Genomic DNA, 26,145 nt, shown 5'->3' on the forward strand with positions numbered 1-26,145 from the left:
TCTAGGCATCCGGCGAATCCACCGGGAGCCGCTCCAGAACGAGCTCGCGCACCCGGGCCGCGTCGGCCTTCCCCCGCATCTCCTTCATGACCGCACCGATCAGCGCGCCGGCGGCCTGCACCTTGCCCGCCCGGATCTTGTCGGCGACACCCGGGTTGGCCGCGATCGCCCGGTCGACGGCCTCGCCCAGCGCGCCGTCGTCGGAGACCACGATCAGCCCGCGCTTCTCGACGACCTGCTCCGGGTCCCCCTCGCCGGCCAGCACGCCCTCGAGCGCCTGGCGGGCCAGGGTGTCGGTCAGCTTGCCCGCGTCGACCAGGGCCTGCAGCTGCGCGACCTGGGCCGGGGTGACCGGCATCTCGGTCAGCGGCTTCTCTTCCTGGTTGGCCAGACGGGCCAGCTCACCCGTCCACCACTTGCGGGCCGACGCCGACGAGGCCCCGGCCGCGACGGTGGCCTCGACCAGCTCGACCGCACCGGCGTTGTAGAGGTCGCGCATCTCCTTGTCGGAGAAGCCCCACTCCCCCTGCAGCCGGCGACGGCGCAGGGCAGGCGGTTCGGGCAGCGTGGCCCGCAGCTCCTCGACCCAGGCCGGGTCGGGCTGGATCGGCACCAGGTCGGGCTCCGGGAAGTACCGGTAGTCCTCGGCGTCGGACTTCTCCCGGCCCGACGTGGTGATGCCGGTGTCTTCGTGCCAGTGCCGGGTCTCCTGCAGGATCTTCTGGCCGCCGGTGAGAACCGCCGCGTGCCGGGAGATCTCGTACTTCACCGCGCGCTCGACGCTGCGCAGCGAGTTGACGTTCTTGGTCTCGGTGCGGGTGCCCAGCGGCACGGAGTCCTGGTCGGCGGCCCTGGGGCGCAGCGACGCGTTGACGTCGCAGCGCATCGAGCCCTGCTCCATCTTCACGTCACTGACCTTGAGCGCCCGCAGCAGCTCACGCAGCGCGGACACGTAGGCCTTGGCCACCTCGGGGGCCCGCGAGCCCGCCCCGGTGATCGGCTTGGTGACGATCTCGATCAGCGGGATGCCGGCCCGGTTGTAGTCGACGAGCGAGTACTCGGCGCCCTGGATCCGGCCGGTCGCGCCACCGATGTGCAGCGACTTGCCGGTGTCCTCCTCCATGTGGGCGCGCTCGATCTGCACCCGGAAGACCTCACCGTCTTCGAGCTCGACGTCGAGGTAGCCCTCGAAGGCGATCGGCTCGTCGTACTGCGAGGTCTGGAAGTTCTTCGGCATGTCCGGGTAGAAGTAGTTCTTCCGGGCGAACCGGCACCATGAGGCGATCGAGCAGTTCAGCGCCAGGCCGATACGGATCGCCGATTCCAGGCCGATCGCGTTCAGCACCGGCAGCGCGCCCGGCAGACCCAGGCAGACCGGGCAGACCTGGGTGTTGGGCTCGGCGCCGAACTCCGTGGAGCAGCCGCAGAACATCTTGGTGTTGGTGTTCAGCTCGACGTGCACCTCGAGACCGAGCACCGGGTCGAACTTTTCGAGGGCCTCGTCGTAGTCGAGGACCTCGGCGAACTGGCTGAGCGAGGTCATCGGACCGCCTCCAGGGTCTTGGCGTCGAGCACCTGTGCCTTGTCGAGAATGCTTCCGCCCCAGCCCTCGTGGAGGAGGGCCTCGAGCGCGGCGCCGACCCGGTAGAGCCGGTCGTCGGCCTGGGCGGGGGCGAGCAGCTGGATGCCGGCGGGCAGGCCGTCTTCGTCGGCCAGGCCCGAGGGCAGCGACATGCCGGGCACACCCGCGAGGTTGGCCGGGATCGTCGCGACGTCCTGCAGGTACATCGACAGCGGGTCGTCGAGCTTGGCGCCGAGCTTGAACGCCGTGGTCGGGCTGGTCGGGCTGACCAGCACGTCGGCCTGCTCGAACGCGGCCGCGAAGTCACGCTGGATGAGCGTGCGCACCTTCTGGGCCGAGCCGTAGTAGGCGTCGTAGTAGCCGGACGAGAGCGCGTAGGTGCCGAGGATGATGCGGCGCTTCACCTCGTCGCCGAAACCGGCGGCGCGGGTGGCGGCCATGACCTGCTCGGCGCTCGGCGCCTCGACCCCGGCCGGGCCGACGCGCAGGCCGTAGCGCATGGCGTCGAACTTGGCCAGGTTGCTGCTCGCCTCGCTGGGCAGGATCAGGTAGTACGCCGCGAGGGCCGCGGTGAAGCTCGGGCAGGAGACCTCGACGATCTCGGCGCCGGCCTTGGTGAGCAGGGCCAGCGACTCGTCGAAGCGGGCCATCACGCCGGCCTGGTAACCGCCGTCGCCACCGTGCAGTTCGCGGATGACGCCGATCTTCATCCCGGCGATGCCCTGCGTGGCGCCCGCGCGGGCGGCGGCCACCACGTCGGGATAGCCGCCGGAGAGGCTGGTCGAGTCGAGCGGGTCGTGCCCGGCCATGACCTCGTGCAGCAGCGCCGTGTCGAGCACGGTGCGGGCGCACGGGCCGGCCTGGTCGAGGCTGCTCGCCAGGGCGATCAGGCCGTAGCGGGACACCGCGCCGTAGGTCGGCTTCACGCCGACCGTGCCGGTGACCGACGCGGGCTGGCGGATCGAGCCGCCGGTGTCGGTGCCGGTCGCCAGCGGGGCCTCGAAGGCGGCGAGCGCGGCGGACGAGCCACCGCCGGAGCCGCCCGGGATGCGGTCGAGCGCCCACGGGTTGCGGGTGGGGCCGTAGGCCGAGTGCTCGGTGGAGGAACCCATCGCGAACTCGTCCATGTTGGTCTTGCCGAGCGTGACCAGGCGGGCCTCGCGCAGCTTCCGCACCACGGTGGCGTCGTAGGGCGGGATCCAGCCCTCGAGCATCTTCGAGCCGGCCGTGGTGGGCAGGCCCTGGGTGGTCATCACGTCTTTCACGGCGATCGGCACACCGGCCAGCGGGCCGAGCTCCTCGCCGGCGGCGCGCGCGGCGTCGACGGCGGCCGCGTCGGCCAGCGCCTTCTCACCGGCGACGTGCAGGAACGCGTGGACGCCCCCGTCGACCTCGGCGATCCGGTCGAGGTGCGCCTGGGTCACCTCGACGGACGAGACCTCGCCCGAGGACAGCAGCTGCGAAAGGTCGGCCGCGGTGCGGCGGATGAGCTCGCTCATCAGTCCTCCTCGAGAATGCGCGGGACGCGGAAGCGCTGCTCCTGCTGGGCCGGGGCTCCCGCGAGTGCCTGCTCCGCGGACAGGCCGGCGCGCGGCACGTCCGGGCGGGTCACGTTGACGAGTGGCATGGGGTGCGACGTGGCGGGCACGTCGTCCCCGGCCACCTCACGGACCTGGGCCACGGCTCCGAGGATCACGTCGAGCTGGCCGGCCATGCGGTCCAGCTCGTCGGGACTCATCTCGATCCGGGCCAGTCCGGCGAGGTGGGCCACCTCATCGCGCGAGATGGCGGGCATGAGGAGCATCTCCCTTGTCATCGACGGGTGTTGCAACGGTCGTGGTCGGCAATCGGCGAAGACGATTGTCGATCCTGCAGTCTACGGTCACGATCACCCACCGATGACGCCCGACGCCCTCACCAGGGCCGATCGGCACGAGGCGTTTCGTGTCCGTAACCTGGAGTCCCCGATCCGCCCGGTTCGACGAAAGGGCCCGACCCGTGTCCCAGGACGTGGAAACCACGTATCCCGACGAAGGCACACCCGAGCTGGAGCCGTTCAACGCGGTCGCTCCCCTGCGCAACGAGGGCGATCGGCCGGAGCCCGACGACGCACCCGCCGCCGCCCGGCACGTGTTCGGCAACCCGGACGCGGAGATCTGCGTGGTCGAGTTCGGCGACTACGAGTGCCCCTACTGCGCGGGCGCCGCGCCGGTGCTGCACGAGCTGGTGGAGTCGTCGCAGGGCCAGATCCGTCTGGTGTTCCAGAACTTCCCGCTGTTCGAGACGCACCCCTACGCGCTGACGGCGGCCCTGGCCGCGGAGTCGGCCGAGGCCACGGGCGGTCCGGAGGTGTTCTGGAAGATGCACCACAAGCTCTTCAAGAACCAGAGCCGGCTCACCGACGGCGACCTGCGCCTGTACGCCGAGCACGTCGGGGCCGACCCCGACCGCGCGGCCGGTGAGAAGGCACAGGAGTTCGCACCGCTGGTGCAGGCCGACTATGCGGCCGGTGTCGCGAGCGGGGTGGTCGGCACGCCGACCATCTTCATCGACGGCGCGCCGTACCAGGGTGTGGTCGACGTGCCGTCGCTGCGGCGGGCCGCCGGCGGCCTCTCCTCGGCGCCCCGCAAGCGGTTCTTCGGTCTTCTCTGAAACCGCCGGCACCTCGATGGTGGACGTTGTGGTCCGGTGACCACGACGTCCACCATCGCTGGTTCATCGCTGGGGAGCCCCGGGGAACTGCGGCGCGGTCCAGGGCAGCCCGGGCAGTTCGGGCGGGGCCGTGTCGCCGGCCGGTGAGCAGAGCGGCATGCGCTCACCCATGACCCGCAGCACCCAGGCACCGACCACGGCGGACACCAGCGAGCCGACCAGGATGCCGATCTTGGCCTCGTCGCGCAGGAGCTGGTCGTCGAAGGCCAGGTCGGTGATGAACAGCGAGATGGTGAACCCGATACCGGCCAGCAGCGCGGCGCCGAAGAGGTGGCTGTAGCGCACGCCGCCGGGCAGCACGCCGACGCCGCTGCGCAGGGCCGCGATCGCGAACAGGGTGATGCCGACGCCGTTGCCGACGAGCAGGCTGACCGCGACACCGATCGTGACGGTGGACGTGAGCGCCGCGTCGAGGGTGTCGGCGCTCAGCTCGACGCCGGCGTTGGCCAGGCCGAACGCGGGGATCACGACGAACGCCGACCACGGGTGCAGCCAGGCCTGGAGCCGCTCGTTGGCCGAGACCGTGGAGTTGGCGGCCAGATTGGCCAGGCGCACGCCCTGCGCGCTCGGGCTCTCGACCAGCGCGCGGCCGAAGACGAACAGCTCACGGCCCCTCGCCGCCGGGGTCGAGGCCGGAATCAGCAGACCGGCCAGCACACCGGCGAGCGTGGGGTGCACGCCGCACTCGTAGGCGGCGAACCACAGGGCCAGGGTGAGGAAGACGTACGGCGTGAGCTTCCAGTGGCCCATCCAGCGCAGGGCCAGGAACGCGATCACGATGCCGACCATGACCAGCAGCGGGGTGATCTGGATGTCGTCGGAGTAGAAGACGGCCATCACGGCGATCGCGCCGATGTCGTCGACCACGGCCAGGGCCAGCAGGAACATCCGCAGCCGGTCGGGGCACTTGGGGCCGAACAGGGCCAGCACGCCGAGCACGAACGCGGTGTCGGTGGACATCACGATGCCCCAGCCGTGCATCGCCTCGCCGCCGTCGCCGAAGATCCCGTTGATGGCCAGGTAGAGCACGATCGGGATGGTCAGGCCGCCGATCGCCCCGATCGCGGGCACGCTCATGATCCGGCGGTCGCTGAGCTCGCCCGCGGTGGTCTCGCGCGACACCTCCAGGCCGACGACCATGAAGAACACGGCCATCGCGGCGTCGTTGACGAAGTGGTGCAGGTCGAGCTCGAAGACGCCGTCGCCGATGCCCAGCCGCACCGGCATTTCCCAGAGGTGGTGGTAGCTCTCGCTCCACGGGGAGTTCACCCAGATCAGCGCCACCACACTCGCGACCAGCAGCACGGCGGCGCTGCTGGCCTCGTTGTCGATGTAACGGCGCACCGCGGGGGTCATGGAAGGTGTGACGAAGCGCAGCGGGGGTCCCGGTCGCAGACTGACGGCCATGGTCGCCATCCTGCATGACCCTTGCGACAGACCGGTAAACCGGTGACCTCGAGCAACTGGTGCTCCGGGACTCCTGTTCTTGTCGCCGGGCACGCCGGTGCCTTGGCTCACCGGGTCTGCCGGGCTCGCCCTACCTGGCCTGCCGGGCTTGCCCTACCTGGCCTTGTCGGGCTCGCCCTACCTGGCCAGCCGGGCTCGCGCCCTACCGGGCCTGCTGGGCCGCCGCTCTTCCCGCGGCCCGGCCGCTGAAGAGGCATCCGCCCAGGAAGGTGCCCTCGAGCGCCCGGTAGCCGTGCATCCCGCCGCCTCCGAACCCGGCCACCTCCCCGGCCGCGAAGAGCCCGGGCACCGGCGTGCCGTCGGCCCCGAGCACGCGGGACTCGAGATCGGTGTGCAGGCCGCCGAGGGTCTTGCGGGTCAGGACGTTCAGGCGCACGGCGATCAGCGGACCGGCCGACGGGTCGAGCAGACGCTTCTCGGCGGCCGTGCGCATCAGCCGGTTGAGGAAGTAGCCGCGCAGGTCGCGGATGGCGAGGATCTGGTCGTCGGTGGACGAGGGATCGACGATCTGCCGGTCGCGCTCCAGCACCGCCTTCTCGACCGTGGGCAGGTCGAGCAGGGGCTGGTCGGTGGTGGCGTTCATGGCGCGCACCAGTGACGGCAGGTCGTCGGCGGTGAGGAAGTCCTGGCCGTTGTCGAGGAAGTCCTGCACCGGCTTCGTGGCCCCCGGCCGCACCCGGCCCAGCAGCTTCGAAATTGACTTGCCGGTGAGGTCGGGGTTCTGCTCGGAACCGCTGAGCGTGAACTCCTTCTCGACGATCTTCTGGTGGAGCACGAACCAGCTGTGGTCGTGGCCGGTGGCGGTGCGCAGGTGCTCGAGGGTGCCCAGGGTGTCGGCGCCCGGGTAGAGGTGCGGGGGCAGGCGGTGACCGAGCGCGTCGATCCACAGCGACGAGGGGCCGGGCAGGATGCGGATGCCGTGGCTCGGCCAGACCGCGTCCCAGTTGTGCACGCCCTCCACGTAGTGCCACATGCGATCGGGGTTGATCACCGTGCCGCCGGCGCTGCGGGTGATGCCGATCATGCGGCCGTCGACGTGGGCGGGAACGCCGGTGACCATGGTGGACGGGGCGGTCCCGAGCCGCTGCGGCCACGCCTCCCGCACCAGGTCGTGGTTGCCACCGATACCGCCGGAGGTGACGATCACCTGCCCGGTGAGGCTGAACTCGCCCTTCTCGGTGCGGTTGCTGGCGACTCCGCGCGGGCGCCGGTCGTTCTCGAGGACCCGGCCCCGCACCCCGGTGACCGTTCCCGCGTCCGTGAGCAGCGCGTCCACCCGGTGCCGGAACGCGAACGTGACCAGCCCGTCGGCCTGGGCCTGACGCACGCGCCGGGCGAACGGCTCGACCACGCCGGGCCCGGTGCCCCAGGTGATGTGGAAGCGCGGCACCGTGTTGCCGTGGGTGCCGGGACGACCTCCGCCACGTTCGGGCCAGCCGACCAGCGGGAACCACTTCAGCCCCCGCTCCTGCAGCCACGAGCGCTTCTCCCCCGCCGCGAAGTCGACGTACGCCTGCGCCCAGCGACGCGGCCAGAGGTCTTCGTCGCGGTCGAAACCGGCGGTGTCCTGCCAGTCCTGCCAGGCCAGCTCGTGCGAGTCCTTGATCTTCATGCGGCGCTGCTCGGGGGTGCCGACGAGGAAGAGGCCGCCGAACGACCAGAACGCCTGCCCGCCCAGGTTCTGCTCGCCCTCCTGGTCGACGAGGATCACCCGCCGGCCGGCGTCGGCCAGCTCGGCCGTCGCGACCAGTCCCGCCAGGCCCGCACCCACCACGATGACGTCAGCGTCCATCGACGAATCCCATCACGCCCGCCCGGATTCGCCCAGGCCCGTTCACCGCATCGTGATCACGCGACGTGCGGACGGGCGGTGTCGTCGTGTGCATGTGACCGCGCTTACTCCGCCTCTGCGGTTTCCCCGGCCGCGGCGCCCTCGTCGGACACCGCCTCCGCCGGCATCACCGCGCCCGGCCCCTCGTCGAGCAGGAGCCGGAACCCTGCCTCGTCGAGCACCGGAACCCCCAGCTGCACGGCCTTGTCGTATTTACTGCCCGCGCTCTCACCCGCCACCACGAAACTCGTCTTCTTCGAGACACTGCCCGACGCCTTGCCACCCCGGCTGAGAATGGCCTCCTTGGCCTCGTCGCGGCTGAAGCCCTCGAGCGACCCGGTCACCACCACCGTCAGCCCCTCCAGCGTGCGCGGCACCGACTCGTCGACCTCGTCGGCCATCCGCACCCCGGCCTCGGCCCAGCGCCGCACCACCTCGACGTGCCAGTCGACCTCGAACCACTCCCGCACCGCCACCGCGATCACCGGGCCACACCCGTCGACCGCCGCCAGTTCCTCGGCCGGCGCCGAGCGGATCCGCTCCATCGAGCCCATCGCCTGCGCCAGCGCCCGGGCCGCCGTCGGCCCCACGTGCCGGATCGACAGGGCCACGAGAACCCGCCACAACGGCTGGTTCCTGGCCTTCTGCAGGTTCTCGAGCAGCTTGGTGCCGTTGGCCGAGAGCTCGCCGTCTTTACGGGTGTACTGCGGCACCGTGCGCACGACCTCGGGCGTCAGGTCGAAGAGGTCGCCCTCGTCACGCACCGCCCCGGCCTGCAGCAGCCCGATCGCGCCCTCCCAGCCCAGCGCCTCGATGTCGAACGCCCCGCGCCCGGCCACGTGGAAGAGCCGCTCCCGCAACTGGGCCGGGCAGGTGCGGGCGTTGGGACAGCGGATGTCTTTCTCGCCCTCCTTCTCGTAGCGCAGCTCGGTGCCGCACTCCGGGCAGTGGGTGGGCATCTCGAACTCACGCTCGGTGCCGTCACGGGCGTCGGTGACCGGCCCGACGATCTCCGGGATCACGTCGCCCGCCTTGCGCAGCACCACCGTGTCGCCGATGAGCACGCCCTTGCGCCGGACCTCGAAAGCGTTGTGCAGCGTGGCCATCGCGACCGTCGAACCGGCCACCAGCACCGGCTGCATCACCCCGTAGGGCGTGACCCGGCCGGTGCGCCCGACGTTGACCCGGATGTCGAGGAGCTCGGTGTTGACCTCCTCGGGCGGGTACTTGTAGGCGATGGCCCAGCGCGGCGCCGCACTGGTGGCCCCGAGCCGGCGCTGCTGGGCCACGTCGTCGACCTTGACCACCACGCCGTCGATCTCGTGGATCTGGTCGTGCCGGTGCTCACCGACGTGATCGATGAACCGCACCACCTCGTCGATACTGCCGACCACGCGGTAGGTCTCGGACGTCGGCAGCCCCCACGCCTTCAGCAGGTCGTACCCCTGCGACTGCGAGGTGATGTCGAACCCGGTGCGCGCGCCCAGGCCGTGCACCAGCATGTGCAGCGGGCGGGTCGCGGTGAGGCGCGGGTCTTTCATGCGCAGCGAACCGGCCGCGGCGTTGCGCGGATTCGCGAACGGCGGCTTGCCCTGCTCGACCAGCCGGGCGTTCAGCTCGGCGAACGCCGCGATCGGGAAGAACACCTCGCCCCGCACCTCGACGCGCTGCGGGAACGGCACCCCCTCGACCTCGGTGAGCGTGTGCGGGATGCCACCGACCGTGCGCACGTTCAGCGTGACGTCTTCACCGGTGCGCCCGTCGCCCCGGGTGGCGCCGCGCACCAGCCGGCCCTGCTCGTAGAGCAGATTGACGGCCAGCCCGTCGATCTTCAGCTCGCACAGGTACCTCACCGCCCCGGCGTCGCGCTCGACCCGGGCGGCCCACTCACGCAGCTCGTCGTGATTGAAGGCGTTGTCGAGACTGAGCATGCGCTCGAGGTGGTCGACCGGCTCGAAGTCGGTGGAGAAACCCCCGCCGACCTGCTGCGTGGGCGAGTCGGGCGTGCGCAGCCCCGGGTACTGCTCCTCGAGGCCCTGGAGCTCTTGCATCAGGGCGTCGAACTCGCCGTCGGACACCGTGGGGGCATCCCGCACGTAGTAGGCGAACCGGTGCTCCCGGATCTGGTCGGCCAGACCCGCCCAGCGGTGCCGCGCCTGCTCAGGGATCGCCCCCTGCTCAGCCGTCACCGCGCCCTCGGGGAGTTCGCCCGCCGTCCTGCCCTCTGCCTCAGCCACGACCCCATTCAACCGCGCACCACCGACAGTTTCGCGTCAGCACGCTCCGGGGTCGCCCGCCGGACGGAAGGCGCATGATCACGAGCGAATCGACGGGGGACGCACCGGCCGGCGACCGTCTCGGGTCACCGGACGGCGGCGCACCCCGGAACCGGCTACTCCTGAGCCCGCTCGCTCAGGATCCGGGAGGCCTCCCGGGCCACCCCGAGCGCCGAACGGGCCTGCTGGGGCGACGATCCGGCGAGCCCGCAGGCCGGGGTGACCACCACGTCCGCAAGCCCCGGGACCGCGAGACCCAGCCGCCGCCAGGGATTCGCGATCGAGTCGGCCACCACCTGGGGCTTCACGCCGGAGGCGGTCGGCACCGCGCCCGCCCAGAGCGCCGTGCCGTTCTCGGTGGCCTCGGCCATCTGCTCCCAGCGCTGCTGCCCGAGCTGCGACACGTCGAGCGACAACGCCGACGCACCGGTGCGGACCAGCAGCTCCACGGGCGGTTTCGAGGCGCAGCAGTGGATCACGGTGCGCACCGCCCCGGCCCCGGTCGCCGCGTCGAGCACCGCACGCAGCCCCTCGACGAGCAGCGGCTCCTCGATCGCCCGCAGCCGCCCGAACCCGCTCGCCGTCGGCAGCGAGCCGTCGAGCACCGCCTGGATCCCGGGCTCGTCCAGCTGCAGCACCAGCCGGGCCCCCGGCACCAGACGGCTCACCTCGGCCAGGTGCTGCGAGACCCCTTCGGCGAGCGAGGCCACCAGGTCCCGGCAGGCTCCGGGATCGACCACCGCACGTTCCAGACGCGGCAGCCACAGACTCGACGCCAGCGTCCACGGGCCGGTGACCTGCACCTTCAGCAGCCCCTGGTAGCCGTCGGCGACCTCCGCGAGCACGTCCAGGTCCTGCCGCAGCCACGACCGGGTGCGGTGGTGGTCGCGGCCCGGGTGGTCGACCAGGCGCCACCCGGACGGCTGAAGATCCACCGGCATGTCCACGAGCAGCCCCGCCGCGCGCCCGACCATGTCGGCACCCGGCCCGCGCGCGGGCAGCTCGGGCAGGTACGGCAACGCGGGCGGATCGCCCAGCTCGCCGAACGTGACCCGCATGGTGTCCAGCACGTCGGTGCCCGGCCACGACCCGACGCCGGTGGCCGCCCCGGGGCCGATCGTCACCTCGTCGGGGGTGGTGGTGGGCAGGTCGTGCGGAGGCAGGTTGCTCGAGGAGGGCACCCGCCGAGCCTACGGCGCCCACGCGACGGGCCGGGTGCCGGACGACTTCGCCGATTCTGTCGGGGGCGGGCAGTACGGTGATCGCGAGATCACGCTCCGTCGGGTCGCACGTGGTGACACCGGAGCGGGAACCACACGGGGGCGTCCGGGCCAGGGCGCCGGATCATCGTTGATTCAGGAGGCTCAGATGGCAGTCCGAACCGAGAAGTGGCGCGCGGGCACCCCCTGCTGGGCCGAGCTCGCGGCCGACGACGTCGAGGTGGCCAAGGCGTTCTACGGCCCGTTGCTGGGCTGGTCGTTCGAGCGGTCGGTGTCCGAGCACCGGCTCGTCGTGGCCACGGTCGAGGGCGCCGAGGCGGCGGGCATCACCGAGGTCCACGAAGACACGCCGACCGGCTGGCTGGTGCACTTCGCCACCGACAACCTGCAGGCCACCGCCGATTCCGTGGTGGCGCACGACGGGCAGGTCCTGCTGCCGCCGCAGGCGGCCGGCACCCGGGGCCGCCGGGCCGTGGCCTGCGACCCGACCGGTGCGCCGTTCGGGCTCTGGCAGGCGGGCGACGCCGTGGGCGGCGAGCACACCCGCGCGCCCGGGTCGTTCGTGTGGGACGACCTTCGCACGCCGAACCCGTCCGTGGCCCGCGAGTTCTATTCGCAGGTCTTCGGTTTCGCGAACGCCCCGCTGCCCGCCGAGATGGGTGGGGGCGACGACTACCAGACCTACTCCTTCCCCGACCAGTCCTGGCCGCTGGGCGGAATGGGCCCGATGATGGGCGACCTCGAGTCCGCGCCCTACTGGCTCGTGTACTTCCAGGTGCGCAGCATCGTCGCCGCCCTGGAGTTCGCCGAGAGCACCGGCGCCCACATCGACCAGCGCGACTTCGAGACCCAGTTCGGCCGGATGGCCGCGCTGCGCGACCCGTTCGGCAACCGGTTCTGGCTGATGGAGCCGTCCGCCAACTGAATCCGGCGGTCTGCCGAGGCACCCGGCCGCTCGCGGGCCGGGTCCTCTCAGCCCTCCGCGGCCCCGCCCGGCCGGCCCCCGACCCGGGACTCGGCCTTTCGCGGCAACCGGGCCCGCACGGCGAAACCGCCGCTCTCCGCCCCTGCGGTCAGCTCGCCACCGAAAGCGGCTACCCGGTCGCGCATTCCGTTGATCCCGCGTCCCGAACGGGCCCAGGCCCGGCGGGGCGTGGGGGCGGGAGAACCGGTTCCGGCCGTCACCACCTCCACCGAAAGGTCGTCGTCACCGTGCACCAGCGTCACCGTCGTGGCACGACCGGGGGCGTGCTTCAGGGCGTTCGTCAGCGACTCCTGCACCACCCGCTGCAGTGCCAGGCCGAGGCCCGTGGGCAGCGGGTGCGGCGTGCCCCGCTCGGTGAGGGTGACGTCCTGCCCTGCCGAACGGGCGCGCTCCACCAGGGTTTCCAGTGGCTCGCGAGCCGGGACGCGGTCGGGGTCCGGTGCACTCTCGCCCGGGTCGTGCAGCACGTCGAGCAGCTCGCGCAGGTCGGTCATCGCGGAACGCCCCGTGGCGCTGATGGTCCCGAGCCCGTCCGTGACCTTGTCCGGGTTGCCCGGCAGCAGGAACGGAAGGGCCTCGGCCTGCACCACCATCGCCGTGACGTGATGCGTCACCACGTCGTGCAGTTCGCGGGCGATGCGGGCCCGTTCGGACGCCACCGCCTCCCGCTCCTGGGCCGCTCGCCGGGCCGCCTCCGACCGGGCGCGCGCCCGCACGCCCTCGCCGATCAGCCAGAACAGCACCAGCACGGGCACGAACGTGACGTAATCGATGACCAGCGGCTGCCGGTACGGGGTCCGGTCCATCGCCACGGCCAGCACCAGGTAGCCGATCGCGGCGGCCAGAGCGGTCTCCCAGCGCCGCCGGTCCAGGTGCGCGCCCACACTGTAGAGCGCGATGTACAGCGCCAGCCCGGCCGCGCTGCCCTCGTAGCCCAGCACCTGGTACAGCCCGAAGGCCACCCCGATCACGCCCAGGGCCGGTGCCGGGTGCGTGCGCCGCACCAGCAGCGGAAGGCACTGCGCCAGAACCAGAAGCAGCCACAGCAGGTCGTCCGGCCGGTCCCGGCGCGCCTGGTCGCCGAGCACGGCCGCGAAGGTGTCGCCCGTGGTCAGGGCGAGCGCGGTGAGCACCAGCACGAGCAGCACGTCACGGGACGTGCGCAACCGGTCGAGGCCGCCGGGGAGATACCGCATGGTCCGGCAGCATAGAGGGCGGTTCTGAGCGCGAACCACGGTGCCTGAGGACGCGTCGGTCGCCTTCCGGTCGACTCGGTCGCCTTCCCGGTCGACTCGGTCGCCTTCCGGTCGGCGCGGTGGCCTTCCGGCCGGCGTGAACCTCAGGCGGTGGCGCTGATGGTGGACGAGCCGATCACCTGGGTGCCCCGGTACAGCACCAGGGTCTGCCCGGTGGCGACCCCGCTGATCGGCTCGTCGAGCTCCACGTGCACAGTGGCCGGGAGGGTCTGCAGCGAACCGGCCCCAGAACCCGGCCCCGTGCTCGAGCCGAGCGACACCACGCGCGCCGGCACCTCGCGTCCGTGCGCCCTGACCTGGACCGAAACCGCCGCCCCGGGCTCGGGCACGGGCGCGCACCAGGTGGCCTCCGCCCCCGTGATCGCACGCACCTTCAGCTCCTCGGCCGAACCCACGACCACGGTGTTCGAGACCGGCTCGATCGACAGCACGTAGCGCGGCCTGCCGTCGGCGGCCGGCGTGCCGATCGCCAGGCCACGCCGCTGCCCGACCGTGAAACCGTAGGCGCCGGAGTGCTCACCGAGCTGCTGCCCCTCGGAGTCGACGATCGGGCCGGGCTTCTCCCCCAGCCGCTTGGCCAGGAAACCCTGCGTGTCACCGTCGGAGATGAAGCAGATGTCGTGGCTGTCGGGCTTGCTCGCGACCCGCAGACCGCGCTCGGCGGCCTCGATGCGCACGTCTTCCTTGCGGGTGTCGCCCAGCGGGAACAGCGAACGGGCCAGCCGGTCGGGCGGGAGCACCGCCAGCACGTACGACTGGTCTTTGCCCATGTCGACGGCGCGATGCAGCTCCGGGCCGTGCGGGCCGTCGAGCATCTGCGCGTAGTGCCCGGTGCTGACGGCGTCGAACCCGAGGGCGACGGCCTTGTCGAGCAGCGCGGCGAACTTGATCTTCTGGTTGCAGCGCACGCACGGGTTGGGGGTGCGGCCGATCTTGTACTCGGCCACGAAGTCGTCGATCACGTCTTGCTGGAAGCGCTCGGCCAGGTCCCAGACGTAGAACGGGATGCCGAGGATGTCGGCGACCCGGCGGGCGTCGCCGGCGTCTTCGATCGTGCAGCAGCCCCGGGCCCCGGCGCGCAGGGTCTGCGGGTTGCGGGCCAGCGCCAGGTGCACGCCGACCACCTCGTGACCGGCGTCGACGGCGCGCGCGGCAGCCACGGCGGAATCCACGCCGCCGCTCATCGCAGCCAGTACTCGCATCAGTGCATACCCCTTGTCAGAACCGTCGTCGCCGAGTTCAGAAGCTCAGCCCGGCACCCCGGGCCCGCTCGACCACCGGGCCGATCGCCTCGGCCAGCGCGGCGACGTCACCGGCGGTCGAGGTGTGGCCGAGGCTGAAGCGCAGAGCCCCGCGGGCGGTCGCCTCGGCGACGCCCATGGCGAGCAACACGTGACTGGGCTGAGGTACTCCCGCCTGGCAGGCCGAACCGGTCGAGCACTCCACGCCGCGGGCGTCGAGCAGGTAGAGCAGGGAGTCACCCTCGCAGCCGGGGAAGGTGAAGTGCGCGTTGCCCGGGAGCCGTGCGGTGCCGTCGGCCGCCGCCAGTGCGGGCCCGAGACCGTCTACCTCGGGCGGCACGGCACCGTTCAGCACCGCGTCGGGCACGGCCTTCCAGACGGCGCGGATCAGGTCGTCGCGCAGCTGGGCGACGCGCACACTCTCGGCCGGCTGCGCCTCGACGGCCAGCGTGGTCGCGACCGCGAACGCCCGCAGGGCCGCCACGTCGAGCGTGCCCGAGCGGATGCCGCGTTCCTGCCCGCCGCCGTGCAGACCGGGCACCAGGTCGAGGCCGCGCCGGGCCAGCAGGGCGCCGGTCGAGACCGGGCCGCCGAGCTTGTGGCCGCTGACGCTGAGGCAGTCGGCCCCGCTCGCGGCGAAGTCGAGCGCGAGGTGCCCGACCGCCTGGATCGCGTCGGTGTGCACCGGAATGCCGTGCCGGTGGGCCAGTTCCGCGATCCGCTCGACCGGCTGGATCGTGCCGACCTCGTTGTTCGCCCACATCACGGTGACCAGCGCGACCGACTCGTGCCGCGCGTCCAGAAGCTGTTCGAGGCCGTCGAGATCGACGCGACCCGCGTGATCGACCGGGGCCCAGACCACCTCGGCGCCCTCGTGGGTGACCAGCCACTCGACCGGATCGAGCACCGCGTGGTGCTCGATGGGAGAGGCCACGACCACCCGGCGCCGCTCGTCGGCGGCGCGACGGGCCCAGAACAGGCCCTTGACGGCCAGATTGTCGGCCTCGGTGCCGCCCGCGGTGAAGACCACCTCGCTGGGGCTGGCCCCGAGGGCCACGCCCAGCTGCTCCCGGGCCTCCTCGACGACGCGGCGGGCGCGGCGGCCGGAGGAGTGGAGCGAGGAGGCGTTGCCCGCGAACGTCATCTCCTCGGCCATCGCCGCCACCGCTTCGGGCAGCATCGGCGTGGTCGCCGCGTGGTCGAGGTAAGCAGTCACAGTGTCGAGTGTAGGCATTCCGAGTGCACGAAAGGGCTGGGGCGGTTCAAACCCGTCCGGGCCGTGGAGCCGCGCGCCGGCGCGGTTCCACGGCCCGGGACCGGATCAGCCCTTGCGCTTCGCGACCTCGTCGGTGGCCTGCGGCAGCACCGTGAAGAGGTCACCGACGACGCCGAAGTCGACGAGCTCGAAGATCGGCGCCTCCGGGTCCTTGTTGACGGCGACGATCGTCTTGGACGTCTGCATGCCGGCCCGGTGCTGGATCGCGCCGGAGATGCCGCTGGCCACGTAGAGCGTGGGCGAGACCTGCTTGCCGGTCTGGCCGACCTGCGTGCTGTGCGGGTACCAGCCGGCGTCGACCGCGGCGCGGGAGGCGCCGACGGCACCGCCCAGGGCGTCGGCGAAGCTCTCGACGGCGGAGAAGTCGCCGTTGGTGCCCCGGCCGCCGGAGACCACGACCGCGGCCTCGGTGAGCTCGGGACGACCGCTCTTCTCCTTCGGGCGGCGCTCGGTGATCTTCGCGCCCTTGGCCGCGTCGGACACCGTGACCGGCACGGTGACGACGTTCGGCGTCACGCCCGCGACGGCCACCGGCTCGGCCGAGTTCGGCTTCACGGTGATGATGGGCGTGCCCCGGGTGACCGAGGCGGTGACGGTGAAGGCGGCGGCGAAGACCGACTGCGTGGTGACCGGGCCCTCCTGCACGTCGACGGCGTCGGTGATCAGGCCGGACTCGAGCTTGACGGCGAGACGGCCCGCGATCTCCTTGTTCTCGCCCGAGCTGGCGAGGAGCACCGCGGCCGGGTCGCCGGCCTGGGCTGCCTGCTGGACGACCGCGGCCAGGGCCTCGGCCTTGGGCGCGACCAGGTACTCGTCGAGGCCCTCGGCCTCGACGACGTACACGGTGGCGGCGCCGTACTCGGCCAGGGAGGCGGCGGCCGCGTCGTAGCCCTGGCCGATGAACACGGCGGCGGGCTCGCCCAGCCGGGCGGCGATGGTGAGCAGTTCGCTGGTGGTCTTACGGACGGCGCCGTCGACGTGGTCGACCAGCACGAGTACCTGGGACATGGACGTCCTTTGCGTTCTAGGGGGGTTTAGGGGAGTCAGACCAGCTTGGCGGCGGCGAGGAACTCGACCAGCTTGGTGCCGCCGTCGCCCTCGTCCTTCACGACCTGGCCGGCGGTGCGGGCGGGGCGCTCGGTCACCGCGGAGACCGCGGTCCAGGCGGCGGACAGGCCCACCTCGTCGGCGGACAGGCCCAGGTCTTCCAGGGTCCAGGTCTGCAGCGGCTTCTTCTTGGCGGCCATGATCCCCTTGAACGAGGGGTAGCGCGGCTCGTTGATCTGGTCGGTGACGCTGACGACAGCGGGAAGGCTCGCCTCGATGATCTCGGTGCTGGCGTCGTTGTCGCGGCGGATCGTGGCCTTGCCGTCGGCCACCGTGAGCTCGCTGGCCAGCGTGATCTGGGGCAGGCCGAGGCGCTCGGCGAGCATCGCGGGCACGACGCCCATCGCGGCGTCGGTCGAGGCCATGCCGGTGAGCACCAGGTCGTACTCGAGCTTGGCGAGCGCGGCGGCCAGGATCTTGGAGGTGGCCAGGGCGTCGGAGCCGTGGATCGCGTCGTCCTCGACGTGGACGGCCTCGTGGGCGCCCATCTGCAGCGCCTTGCGGGCGGCGTCGGTCGCGTCCTCGGGGCCGACCGTGAGCACGGTGACCTTGCCGTCGGTGGCCTCGGCGAGCTTCAGGGCCTCCTCGACCGGGTACTCGTCGAGCTCGGAGAGCAGGCCGTCGACGTTTTCACGGTCCGTGGTGTTGTCGTCGGCCGAGAATGCCCGGTCCGCCTGGGCGTCCGGTACGTACTTCACACACACCACGATGTTCATGAGCGCCTCTCGACTTCTTACGCGTTGGTGGGACGACCGCTTGTCTGGCGTCAGTTTCTCACCCGTCACGGGCACGGCCATCCGCGGCAGTTCTGATCCAACACGCTAACCGTCGAGAGAGATCGCTCTCATCGCCCCCCTGTGAATTAACTCACCCGGATGTGTCTTTATTGAAGGACCTCCGGCGGGTTCGGAGGACCTCAGGCGGGCAGCGCCAGGCCGAGACTGACACCCATCCCGGGCGTCGGCCGCTCCTCGCTCACATCGGGGACGGGCAGCGTGGTGGGCGGGCTCGAGGGCACCGGCAGCGTGATCTCGCGGGCGACCAGGTCGAGGAAGGTCAGGCTGGTGATGCGGCAGATCATCAGCCGGGCGTCGAGGCCGGCGACCGGGGCGGGCAGCAGCTCGTGCAGGTGGTGCTGCAGGTAGAACTGCCGGGCCGGGCCGATCCAGCCACCCGAGCCGTAGCAGCGGCAGGTCAGGTCGTAGGCGGCGATGGCCTCGGCCTCGCGGGCGCGGCGCTCCTGGCGGCGCAGGGAGCGGCGGGTGTGAACCCTCACCCGCTGGCGGAACATGTCCAGGCCGCCCACGCCGACGCCGGTCGCGGCGGCCTTCCAGTCCGCGCGGAACGACGGCGGCAGCGACGCGTCACCCATCCCCTCAGCGGCCAGGGCCTTCGCCGGACCGCCGAAACCGCAGCGCTGGAGCACGTGCACGGTCAGCGCGGCCGGGTCCTCGTCGGGCAGCGCGATCCGCTGGGCCTGACCGGTCAGGCCGAGGGCCTGGCCGTAGTCCTCCTGCCGGGCCAGGTCGGCCGCGGCGATGGTGAGCATGCGCAGGTCGCGGCAGCCCCCGGCGCGGGCGGAGCGGGCCAGCGGCGCGGCCGTGACCAGGTCGCCGACCGACACCGCGGCCAGCGCGACGATCCAGTCGAGCCCGGCCGACGGCTGCACCTTGGACGCGGCCTCCTGCACCGCCGTCAGGTCGCCGGTGCCGGCGAGCAGCTCCGAGACCCGTCCGAGCAGGTCGAGCCAGGGACTGGCCGGGGCCAGGCGGGACTTGCTGATCACCGTGACGTTGCGCCGGGTCCGCTCCGACGTCCCCTCGACCAGCTCGTCGAGCAGCTCCTGCGACCGCGCGTGCAGACCCGCGAGCACAGCCAGCTCGGCCTGGCGCACGACATCGACGCGTTCCTGGGCCGGGTGCACGTCGAGCGCCTCGGTGTACAGACCCGCCGCCGACAGGGCGTCGCTCCACTGCCGCAGCACCTCCGGCGGGGGGCCGTCGGCGCGCAGCACGCTGGGCGGGATCTGGCCCGGGCGTACCGGCATGACCAGACTCCGTGTCGGCTGGGCCGTCTCGGGGGTCGGCTGGTCGTCGGGTACTTCCACGGGGCGCTGGCTCACGCTGTCCGCATCGGCACGATCTGCCGCCGCGTTGAGTGTGAGCCAGCTCCCGGTCGGCTACTTCCGGCCGGTCAGCCCCACGGTGGGGAACGCGGCCGCAGGCAGGAACTGCGACAGCTTCCGGTCCAGCTGGGCCAGCCGCTCGCGGGAGCGGATCACCGCCGCCCCCGGCTCCGCACCCGGGTACGGCAGCACCGTGGCGAGCAGCTCCTCGGGCTTGACCATCACGTCCTTGGCCCCGGCCTCGGCCGCGACGGCGCGCAGCCGGTCGGGCACGGCCGGCCCGGCGTCGGGGGCGCCCGTCAGGGTGCGCAGCCGTTCGGGCAGCCGGGTGCGGGCCTGCCCCGCCCGCGACATCCCGACCCGCCCGACGCTGCCCTGAGCCCGCGCGAACCCGGGCGACGCCCAGTCCCGCACGCGGGTCGACTCCCCGGTGATGACGAACCGCCCGCCCGGACGCAACACCCGCAGGACCTCCGTCAGCGTCGCCGCCGGATCCATCCGCCGGTGCAGCAGGGCGTGCGCGATCACCAGGTCGAAGCGCCCGTCCGCGAACGGCAGCATCTCCGGGTCCCCGAGCTCGTCCCCCTCCACCCGAAGTCCAAGCTGGTCCGCCCGTTTCCGCGCCGCCGTCAGAGCCGACGTCGCGAGATCACTGACCCACAGCCGCTTCACGACCCCCGCCTGCAACAACCCCAGCGAGAACCCGAACGTAGAACCGGCCCCCACCTCGAGCGCGTCCCCGTACGGCTGCTTCTCATGCCGCTGCACCCGCGCCCCGACCAGCGCCGAGAACCGATCACGGGCATACCCAGCCCCCTGAGCCCCCTTGTCTCCCGCCCGAAGCCCCCCGGCAGACCTCCCGGCAACGGACGCCCCGGTCACGTCACGCTCCGACCCCCCGGTCGACCCCGTCCCCGACTTCCCGGCAACGGACGCGCCCCTCACCTCACGCCCCGCCCCCGCGGTCCCGCCCGTCCCCGACTCCCCGGCAACGGACGCGCCCGTCGCCTCACGCACCGCCCCCGCAGTCAGCCTCGTCCTCGACTTCACATCAGAGGACGCACCGGTGACCTCGACCAGCTGGCCTTCATTTTCACCCACGTCCGACTTCCCCGCGGCGGACGCGCGCTCACTCCCACTCCCCACGCCAGCAGCTGACTCACCGCTCGAGGACGAACTCGCCTCCACCAGTATGGCCTCCCTGTCGCCCGCCTCGCTGACACCTGTGGATAAGCCCCCACCTGTGGATTCCGCAGAGCCAGGGGGAACAGCACCCTCTATACCCGATCGGTATAGGGGGGTGTGTTGCGTTGCGGGCGAGGTCGTCTCAGATTCCCCGCTCGCCACAGGTGCCTCAGCGGCAGAGGCAGCGGACGGCGCTGCTCGGCCGGTGGATGCGTCGGTCGACCCGGCGGATGCATCGGTCGACCCGGCGGATGCGTCGGTCGACCCGGCGGATGCATCGGTCGCCCCGGCGCTCTCCGCGACCGGGGAAGAAGCAGAGGCCGAGGCAGAACCCTCCGTCTCAGGGGTAGGGGCAGAGGCGGGGGCAGGGGTAGAGGCGGGGGCGGGGGCAGAGACGGGGGCAGAGGCGGGGGCGGGGGCAGGCGGAGCCTGATCTGACACAGCCGACGCGTCGGTGGCACCAGCCGGAGCAACGGGCTCCGCCGCAGTCACGCGCCTCGCTGGAGTGGTGGTCGCAGCCGTCGTGGCGGGCTCCACCACCGTGGCGGGCGCGGCCGGGGCGACGGGCTTCGAGGTGGTGGTGGTGGGCGCTGCCGGGACCGCTGGGCGGGCTGCGGCGGAACGGTCCACTCCGGGCTTGATCAGCGGGTCGCTCTCCGGGGTCACCGGTGACGGGATCGCTGTCGAGGCGGCGCTTTCGGACGCGTCGGCATTCGAGGAGGAGCGGTCCGAGGGCGGGGTGGCTGCGGCCAGGACCTGGTCGGGGACCTCGGGGGTCGGGGCCACGGGGGTGGCGGGTGGGTCGGCGGCAGGGGATGACGCAGCAGTGACCGAAGACTCCGCCTCGACTGCCGTCGGGGAGATCTCGGCGGCCGGGATCGTCTCCGGGGCAGGGGCTGGATCCTTGGCCAGGGCTGGATCCTTGGCCAGGGCTGGATACTCCGCAGACGCGGCGGTGGGGTCGGTGGGTGGGGTCGGGGTCTTGCGGGGGGTGGTCTTCTTGGCCGGGCCGCGCTTGGAGGTGGGGCGGCGCGGGGCGGCGGGCTTGGCCGGGTCGGTGCCGGGGGTGGCCTTGACCGCCCGGGGCCTGCGGACCGGGGCCTTCTTCGGCTGGGCGTCAGCGCCGCCGGGGGCTTCGGGGGCGCCGGCCGCGTCGGTCACGGCCGGGGTGGGCGCTGAATCGGCGGTCGAGGCAGCGGGTTCCGGGGCCTTCGAGGCTGGGGCCTTCGAGGCCGGGGTCTCCGAGGCCGGGGCCTGCGAGGCCGGAGTCTCCGGGGCCGGGGGTGTGACGGCGCGGCGGGGCGGGCCGGCCGAGCGGGCGGCCCGCGGGGTACGGGTCGCCCGCGGGGGCCTCTTGCCGGGCGAGACGGGACCGGCCGCCCGTTCCGTCGGACTGTTCACCCCCGAAGACGCCTTCGCGTCGTCGTCGGTGGGGCCGGCTGCCGTCTCGTCAGTCATCAACGTCCTTCGAATTTTGCCTTGCCCGGGCCGTTCTCGATGAACGACTGCATGCCCAGGGTGCGGTCCTTGGTCGCGAACAGGCCTGAGAACAAGCCTCGTTCGATCTCCTGACCGGTGGCCAGGTCGGTCTCCAGGCCCCGGTCGACAGCTTCCTTGGCGGCGCGCAGCGCGACGGCCGCACCCCCCACGTACATCCGCATCCGGCGCCGGGCGGTCTCGAAGACCTCGGCGGCCGGCACCACCTCGTCGACCAGGCCGATCGTCAGGGCCTCGGCCGCATCGACGAAACGGCCGCTGAAGATGAGGTCCTTCGCCCTCGACGGGCCCACCAGCCGGGGCAGGCGCTGCGTGCCGCCGGCGCCCGGGATCAGGCCGAGCAGGATCTCCGGCTGGCCCAGCCGCGCGTCGTCGGCCGCCACCCGGAAGTCGCACGCCAGCGCCAGTTCGCAGCCCCCGCCGAGCGCGTAGCCGGTGATCGCGGCCACCGTCGGCTTGGGGATCGACGCCACCGCGTCGAACGCCTTCTGCAGCCGGGCCCCGCGCACGAAGGCGTCGGTGTAGTCCATCGGCTGCATCTCTTTGATGTCGGCCCCGGCCGCGAACACGTCCGGCCCGCCGTACACGACCACCGCGGCGATGTCGGGCCGGGCCGCCGCGTCTTCCGCGGCGTTCCGGATGCCCTCGGTCATCTCCGCGTTCAGCGCGTTCATCGTCGGCCGCGACAGCCGGATGACCCCGATCGAGTCCTCCACGTCGAGGTGCACGAGCTCGGTCACGTCAGCACTCCCTCTCTCGACCACACCTCAGATGCCCGCCGGGAGACCGCCGCGACCACGAACCCGAGCCACCGCGAGGTCTCCCCCGGCGCCGGTGCCGTACCCCCGCACGCCGGGAACGCTCGTCACCCATTCAGTCAACCAGCCCTGAGCGACTCAGGCCTCGTCGTCGGCCGCCGGACCACCCTCGAGCAACTGGGTGACGGTCTGGTGCCACGTCCGCACCGACCCGAGCACCGCCTCGAGCGTCGCCGTGAGCAGGGGGCCCAGCTCCGTGCCGTCGGACACGATCAGGTCGACCGCCACCGCCAGCCGGTCGGCGTTCACCGTGACCTTGACCAGGTTCAGCGCACTGGTGACGGCGTTCGCCGCGCGCAGCCGGGTGATCTCGTCACCGGCCATCGTGTCGTCGAGCAGCCACTGCCCGAACACCCGCATCATCGGCGGCTGCGTGTCCAGGCAGCGCACGAACAGCATCTGCTCCTGCACCGACACGGCGACGTCACCGTCTTCGTCGATCCGCGGCTGCTGCCCCTCGTCGATCAGGGCGTCCAGCACCTTGCCGCGCAGCGGGTGCTCGTCCGGCGGGGGCGGGAAGGAGGGCAGGGACGTGGGATCGGTCATGTCAGAACCCTAGTCGCTCCCCCCATCCGTGCGACGAACCGACGCCCGTCCGGACACGGACTCGTGCACGCCCCGACGCCGGCGCCCCCGTCCGGCACACTGAGTCAGTGGCCAGGTCTCTTCCGTACCCGCTCGGCGTCCATCCCCGCGACCACGGCGTCGACGTGGCCGTGCTGGCCACCAACGCCGACCGCGTGCAGCTCTGCCTGCTCGACCCCGACCCGGCCGTCCCCGGCCGGTTCAGTGAACGGCGGGTCGATCTGCCGAACCGGACCTACGGCATCTGGCACGGTTTCGTCCCCGACGTCCAGCCCGGCCAGCGCTACGGCTTCCGCGTGCACGGCCCCTGGGACCCCCGCCGCGGCCATCGCCACAACCCGGCCAAGCTGCTGCTCGACCCCTACGCCCGCGCCCTCGTCCCCCCGCCCGGCGGCCTCGTCCCCGAGCTCTACGGCCACCAGGTCGACGCCGAGCTCAAGGGCAACCACCGCACCCAGGACCACCGCGACTCCATGCCCCACGCCGCCCACGGCGTGGTCGTCGAACCCGGCGCCCCCCGGAAGAGCACCAAACCCCGCACCCCCTGGGCCCGCACCGTGGTCTACGAGGCGCACGTGCGCGGCCTCACGAAGAACCTGCCCGGCGTACCCGACGCCCTGCGCGGCACCTACGCCGGCCTCGCCCACCCGGCCACCGTCGAGTACCTGACCGGCCTCGGCGTCACCGCCCTCGAGCTGCTCCCCGTGCACGCCACCCAGTCGGAGGGGCACCTCGAGGCCCGCGACCTCACCAACTACTGGGGCTACAACACCCTCGGCTTCTTCGCCCCCAACCCCGGCTACGCCGCGAGCGACGACCCGGAGGCCGTGCTCGCCGAGTTCCGCGACATGGTGCAGGCCCTGCACGCCGCCGGGCTCGAGGTCCTGCTCGACGTGGTCTACAACCACACCTGCGAGGCCGGCGTCATCGGCCCCACGCTGTCGTTCCGTGGCCTCGACGCCGCCACCTACTACCGCCTCGACGGCGACGGCCGCGACATCGACTTCACCGGCTGCGGCAACAGTCTCGACGCCACCCAGACCCGCGTCGTGCAGCTCGTCCTCGACTCCCTGCGCTACTGGGTGCAGGAGATGGACGTCGACGGCTTCCGTTTCGACCTCGCCCCCACCCTCGCCCGCGGCCGCAACGAGTACCACGCCGACCACCCGATGCTCGTCGCCATGCGCGTCGACCCGGTCCTGGCCGGCGCCAAGCTCATCGCCGAGCCCTGGGACCTGGGCCCCGACGGCTGGCGCACCGGCCAGTTCCCGCCCCCGTTCGCCGAGTGGAACGACCGCTACCGCGACGACGTCCGGGACTTCTGGCTGACCTCCGCCGCCCGCGTCGCGAACGGCGAGACCCCGGGCGGGCTGCGCGATCTCGGCACCCGCATCGCCGGATCGGCCGACACCTTCGACGCCGCCCGGGGCCCGCTGGCCTCGGTCAACTTCGTCACCGCCCACGACGGTTTCACCCTCGCCGACCTGACCGCCTACGACGTCAAGCACAACCACGACAACGGCGAGGACAACCGCGACGGCACCGACAACAACCGCAGCTGGAACCACGGCACCGAGGGCCCGACCGACGACCCGGCCATCCTCACCGCCCGCCGCCGCAACATCCGCAACGTCCTGGGCACCCTGCTGTTCTCGGCCGGTGTGCCGATGCTCGTGGCCGGCGACGAGTTCGGCCGCACCCAGCACGGCAACAACAACCCGTACTCCCAGGACAGCCCGGTCTCCTGGCTCGACTGGGACCTCGAGGGCTGGCAGTCCGACCTGCTCGCCACCACCCGCTACCTGCTCTCGCTGCGACGCCGCTTCGGCGCCGTGCGCCCGTCGCACTTCTTCACCGGCGAGCCCGGCCCCACCGGCCTGCGCGACGTGGCCTGGTTCGCGGAGGACGGCACCGAGATGACGATGGCGCACTGGGGCGACACCCAGCGCCGCATGCTGCAGGTGCTCTTCGCCGAGCCGCCCGCCGCGATCGGCAGGGGCGAGACCACCGGCTCCCTGCTGCTGGTCATCGCCGGTTCCCTGCAGCCCCCGACCGTCGTGCTGCCCGACGTGCCGCCGCTCATGTCCTACGAGCTGCTCTGGGACAGCGCCGAACCCCGGCCCCCGGCCCCGGGTTCCGCGCCGTTGCTGCCCCCGGCCACCGAGATCGTGCCCTCGCCCGACTCGTTGCGGCTCTACGTCGCCCGGTAGGGCTTCTCATCGACGGTGCCCCGAGACCTTCGGCCCGGGGAGGTGCCCCCGGCGTCGGTCACGGCTGCGGTATGTGGACGGCGACGAACGTCGTGCGCCGCCGCAGCTCGAAACCCATGGCCTCGTAGAGCCGGATCGCGGCGGTGTTCGTGCCCGCGGCGTGCAGCAGCGGCACGTCACCGCGCTCGCGGATGCCGTGCGCCACGGCCCGCACCAGCCGCGCCGCCAGACCCCTCCGGCGATAGGCCGGGTCGGTGCAGACCGCGCTGATCTCGGTGTAGCCGGCCGGGTGCAGCCGCTCCCCCGCCATCGCGACCAGCGCCCCGGAGTGCCGGATCCCCAGGTAGGTGCCGAGCTGGTAGGTGCGCGGCCGGAACGGTCCCGGCTTCGTGCGGGCCACCAGGTCGAGCATCTCCGGGACGTCGTCGGCGCCCAGCCGCACCGCCTCCGGCGCGGGCTCGCTCACCAGGCGTGACGTCGACACCAGTTGCACTCCCTCGCCCCGCATCTCGTACCGCCAGGGCTCCGGCAGCGACCCGGTCAGCTCCGGCCCGCCCGACAGGGCCACGGTCTGCCCGGGACCGACCAGCTCGGCCAGGTCGGTCCAGGTCCGCGCGGTCGGCACCGGCGGCACGGCCACGAACGGCGACACGTCGGCCGGGTAACGCCGGGCCTGGTCGGTGCCCTCGGCGAAGGACGCGTGCGGGCCGGTCAGCGAGAACCAGGCGGGGTTGTCGAGCACGTGCGTCTCGACCGGGTGGATCGTGGTCAT

The 26,145-nt window shown here is 72.4% G+C and carries 20 protein-coding genes; 3 read left to right on the forward strand and 17 right to left on the reverse strand.

What is annotated here, in order from left to right; genetic code table 11:
- Position 1: 1 nt before the first annotated feature.
- From gatB to gatC, 3 genes are read right to left on the reverse strand one after another with little or no spacing between them, the layout of a single operon-like run.
- Positions 2 to 1,543 (reverse strand): Asp-tRNA(Asn)/Glu-tRNA(Gln) amidotransferase subunit GatB, encoded by a 1,542-nt coding sequence (gene gatB / locus J2S57_RS02820; protein ID WP_307237934.1) that lies wholly within the window; start codon positions 1,541 to 1,543, stop codon positions 2 to 4.
- The gene (gatA, locus tag J2S57_RS02825; RefSeq protein ID WP_307237936.1) at positions 1,540 to 3,081 is read right to left on the reverse strand and encodes an Asp-tRNA(Asn)/Glu-tRNA(Gln) amidotransferase subunit GatA; all 1,542 of its coding nucleotides are present in this window, start codon (positions 3,079 to 3,081) and stop codon (positions 1,540 to 1,542) included. Before gatA ends, gatB begins: the two co-directional genes overlap by 4 nt.
- Complete coding sequence (gene gatC / locus J2S57_RS02830; protein ID WP_307237938.1) at positions 3,081 to 3,377, reverse strand: Asp-tRNA(Asn)/Glu-tRNA(Gln) amidotransferase subunit GatC; 297 nt, start codon at positions 3,375 to 3,377, stop codon at positions 3,081 to 3,083. The genes gatA and gatC overlap by 1 nt, the downstream gene beginning before the upstream one ends.
- 203 nt (positions 3,378 to 3,580) lie before the next feature.
- On the opposite strand from gatC, the gene J2S57_RS02835 reads away from it, so the two are divergent.
- Entirely contained in the window at positions 3,581 to 4,234 is a 654-nt protein-coding gene (locus J2S57_RS02835) for a DsbA family protein (RefSeq protein WP_307237940.1), read from the forward strand.
- A 63-nt stretch (positions 4,235 to 4,297) separates the two neighbouring features.
- Here the strand turns inward: J2S57_RS02835 and nhaA are convergent, their stop codons facing one another.
- The 4 genes from nhaA to J2S57_RS02855 form a co-directional block, all read right to left on the reverse strand.
- Positions 4,298 to 5,701, reverse strand: coding sequence for a Na+/H+ antiporter NhaA (gene nhaA / locus J2S57_RS02840; protein ID WP_307237942.1), 1,404 nt, complete (start codon positions 5,699 to 5,701; stop codon positions 4,298 to 4,300).
- 202 nt (positions 5,702 to 5,903) lie between these two features.
- Positions 5,904 to 7,553, reverse strand: a complete 1,650-nt coding sequence (locus J2S57_RS02845) for an FAD-binding dehydrogenase (RefSeq protein WP_307237944.1) — start codon at positions 7,551 to 7,553, stop codon at positions 5,904 to 5,906.
- A gap of 104 nt (positions 7,554 to 7,657) precedes the next feature.
- Entirely contained in the window at positions 7,658 to 9,829 is a 2,172-nt protein-coding gene (gene ligA / locus J2S57_RS02850) for an NAD-dependent DNA ligase LigA (protein ID WP_307237946.1), read from the reverse strand.
- A gap of 155 nt (positions 9,830 to 9,984) precedes the next feature.
- Positions 9,985 to 11,049 carry a methionine synthase gene (locus tag J2S57_RS02855; RefSeq protein ID WP_307237948.1) on the reverse strand — a complete coding sequence of 355 codons (1,065 nt, stop codon included), beginning with the start codon at positions 11,047 to 11,049 and terminating at the stop codon, positions 9,985 to 9,987.
- Between the two features lie 187 nt (positions 11,050 to 11,236).
- Here J2S57_RS02855 and J2S57_RS02860 point away from each other — a divergent pair, with 187 nt between their 5' ends.
- Complete coding sequence (locus tag J2S57_RS02860) at positions 11,237 to 12,013, forward strand: VOC family protein (protein ID WP_307237950.1); 777 nt, start codon at positions 11,237 to 11,239, stop codon at positions 12,011 to 12,013.
- A gap of 47 nt (positions 12,014 to 12,060) precedes the next feature.
- Here the strand turns inward: J2S57_RS02860 and J2S57_RS02865 are convergent, their stop codons facing one another.
- From J2S57_RS02865 to J2S57_RS02905, 9 genes are all read right to left on the reverse strand, one after another.
- Positions 12,061 to 13,269 (reverse strand): sensor histidine kinase, encoded by a 1,209-nt coding sequence (locus tag J2S57_RS02865; RefSeq protein WP_307237952.1) that lies wholly within the window; start codon positions 13,267 to 13,269, stop codon positions 12,061 to 12,063.
- Positions 13,270 to 13,412: 143 nt separating this feature from the next.
- Positions 13,413 to 14,531 (reverse strand): tRNA 2-thiouridine(34) synthase MnmA, encoded by a 1,119-nt coding sequence (gene mnmA, locus J2S57_RS02870; protein ID WP_307237954.1) that lies wholly within the window; start codon positions 14,529 to 14,531, stop codon positions 13,413 to 13,415.
- 37 nt (positions 14,532 to 14,568) lie between these two features.
- Entirely contained in the window at positions 14,569 to 15,786 is a 1,218-nt protein-coding gene (locus J2S57_RS02875; protein ID WP_307237957.1) for a cysteine desulfurase family protein, read from the reverse strand.
- A 105-nt stretch (positions 15,787 to 15,891) separates the two neighbouring features.
- Positions 15,892 to 16,854 (reverse strand): electron transfer flavoprotein subunit alpha/FixB family protein, encoded by a 963-nt coding sequence (locus tag J2S57_RS02880; protein WP_307237959.1) that lies wholly within the window; start codon positions 16,852 to 16,854, stop codon positions 15,892 to 15,894.
- A 35-nt stretch (positions 16,855 to 16,889) separates the two neighbouring features.
- The gene (locus J2S57_RS02885) at positions 16,890 to 17,669 is read right to left on the reverse strand and encodes an electron transfer flavoprotein subunit beta/FixA family protein (protein WP_307237961.1); all 780 of its coding nucleotides are present in this window, start codon (positions 17,667 to 17,669) and stop codon (positions 16,890 to 16,892) included.
- A gap of 200 nt (positions 17,670 to 17,869) precedes the next feature.
- On the reverse strand, positions 17,870 to 19,000 hold the full coding sequence (locus J2S57_RS02890; RefSeq protein WP_307237963.1) for a hypothetical protein: 1,131 nt from the start codon (positions 18,998 to 19,000) through the stop codon (positions 17,870 to 17,872).
- A gap of 132 nt (positions 19,001 to 19,132) precedes the next feature.
- Positions 19,133 to 19,846, reverse strand: coding sequence for a class I SAM-dependent methyltransferase (locus J2S57_RS02895; protein WP_307237965.1), 714 nt, complete (start codon positions 19,844 to 19,846; stop codon positions 19,133 to 19,135).
- A 1,874-nt stretch (positions 19,847 to 21,720) separates the two neighbouring features.
- Positions 21,721 to 22,500 (reverse strand): enoyl-CoA hydratase/isomerase family protein, encoded by a 780-nt coding sequence (locus J2S57_RS02900; RefSeq protein WP_307237967.1) that lies wholly within the window; start codon positions 22,498 to 22,500, stop codon positions 21,721 to 21,723.
- Positions 22,501 to 22,656: 156 nt separating this feature from the next.
- Positions 22,657 to 23,124 carry a T3SS (YopN, CesT) and YbjN peptide-binding chaperone 1 gene (locus J2S57_RS02905; RefSeq protein WP_307237969.1) on the reverse strand — a complete coding sequence of 156 codons (468 nt, stop codon included), beginning with the start codon at positions 23,122 to 23,124 and terminating at the stop codon, positions 22,657 to 22,659.
- A gap of 107 nt (positions 23,125 to 23,231) precedes the next feature.
- Here J2S57_RS02905 and glgX point away from each other — a divergent pair, with 107 nt between their 5' ends.
- Positions 23,232 to 25,373 carry a glycogen debranching protein GlgX gene (gene glgX / locus J2S57_RS02910; RefSeq protein ID WP_307237971.1) on the forward strand — a complete coding sequence of 714 codons (2,142 nt, stop codon included), beginning with the start codon at positions 23,232 to 23,234 and terminating at the stop codon, positions 25,371 to 25,373.
- Between the two features lie 58 nt (positions 25,374 to 25,431).
- On the opposite strand, the gene J2S57_RS02915 is transcribed toward glgX, so the two are convergent.
- Positions 25,432 to 26,145 (reverse strand): GNAT family N-acetyltransferase, encoded by a 714-nt coding sequence (locus J2S57_RS02915; protein ID WP_307237974.1) that lies wholly within the window; start codon positions 26,143 to 26,145, stop codon positions 25,432 to 25,434.

Source organism: Kineosporia succinea (assembly GCF_030811555.1).
GTDB classification, from domain to species: domain Bacteria; phylum Actinomycetota; class Actinomycetes; order Actinomycetales; family Kineosporiaceae; genus Kineosporia; species Kineosporia succinea.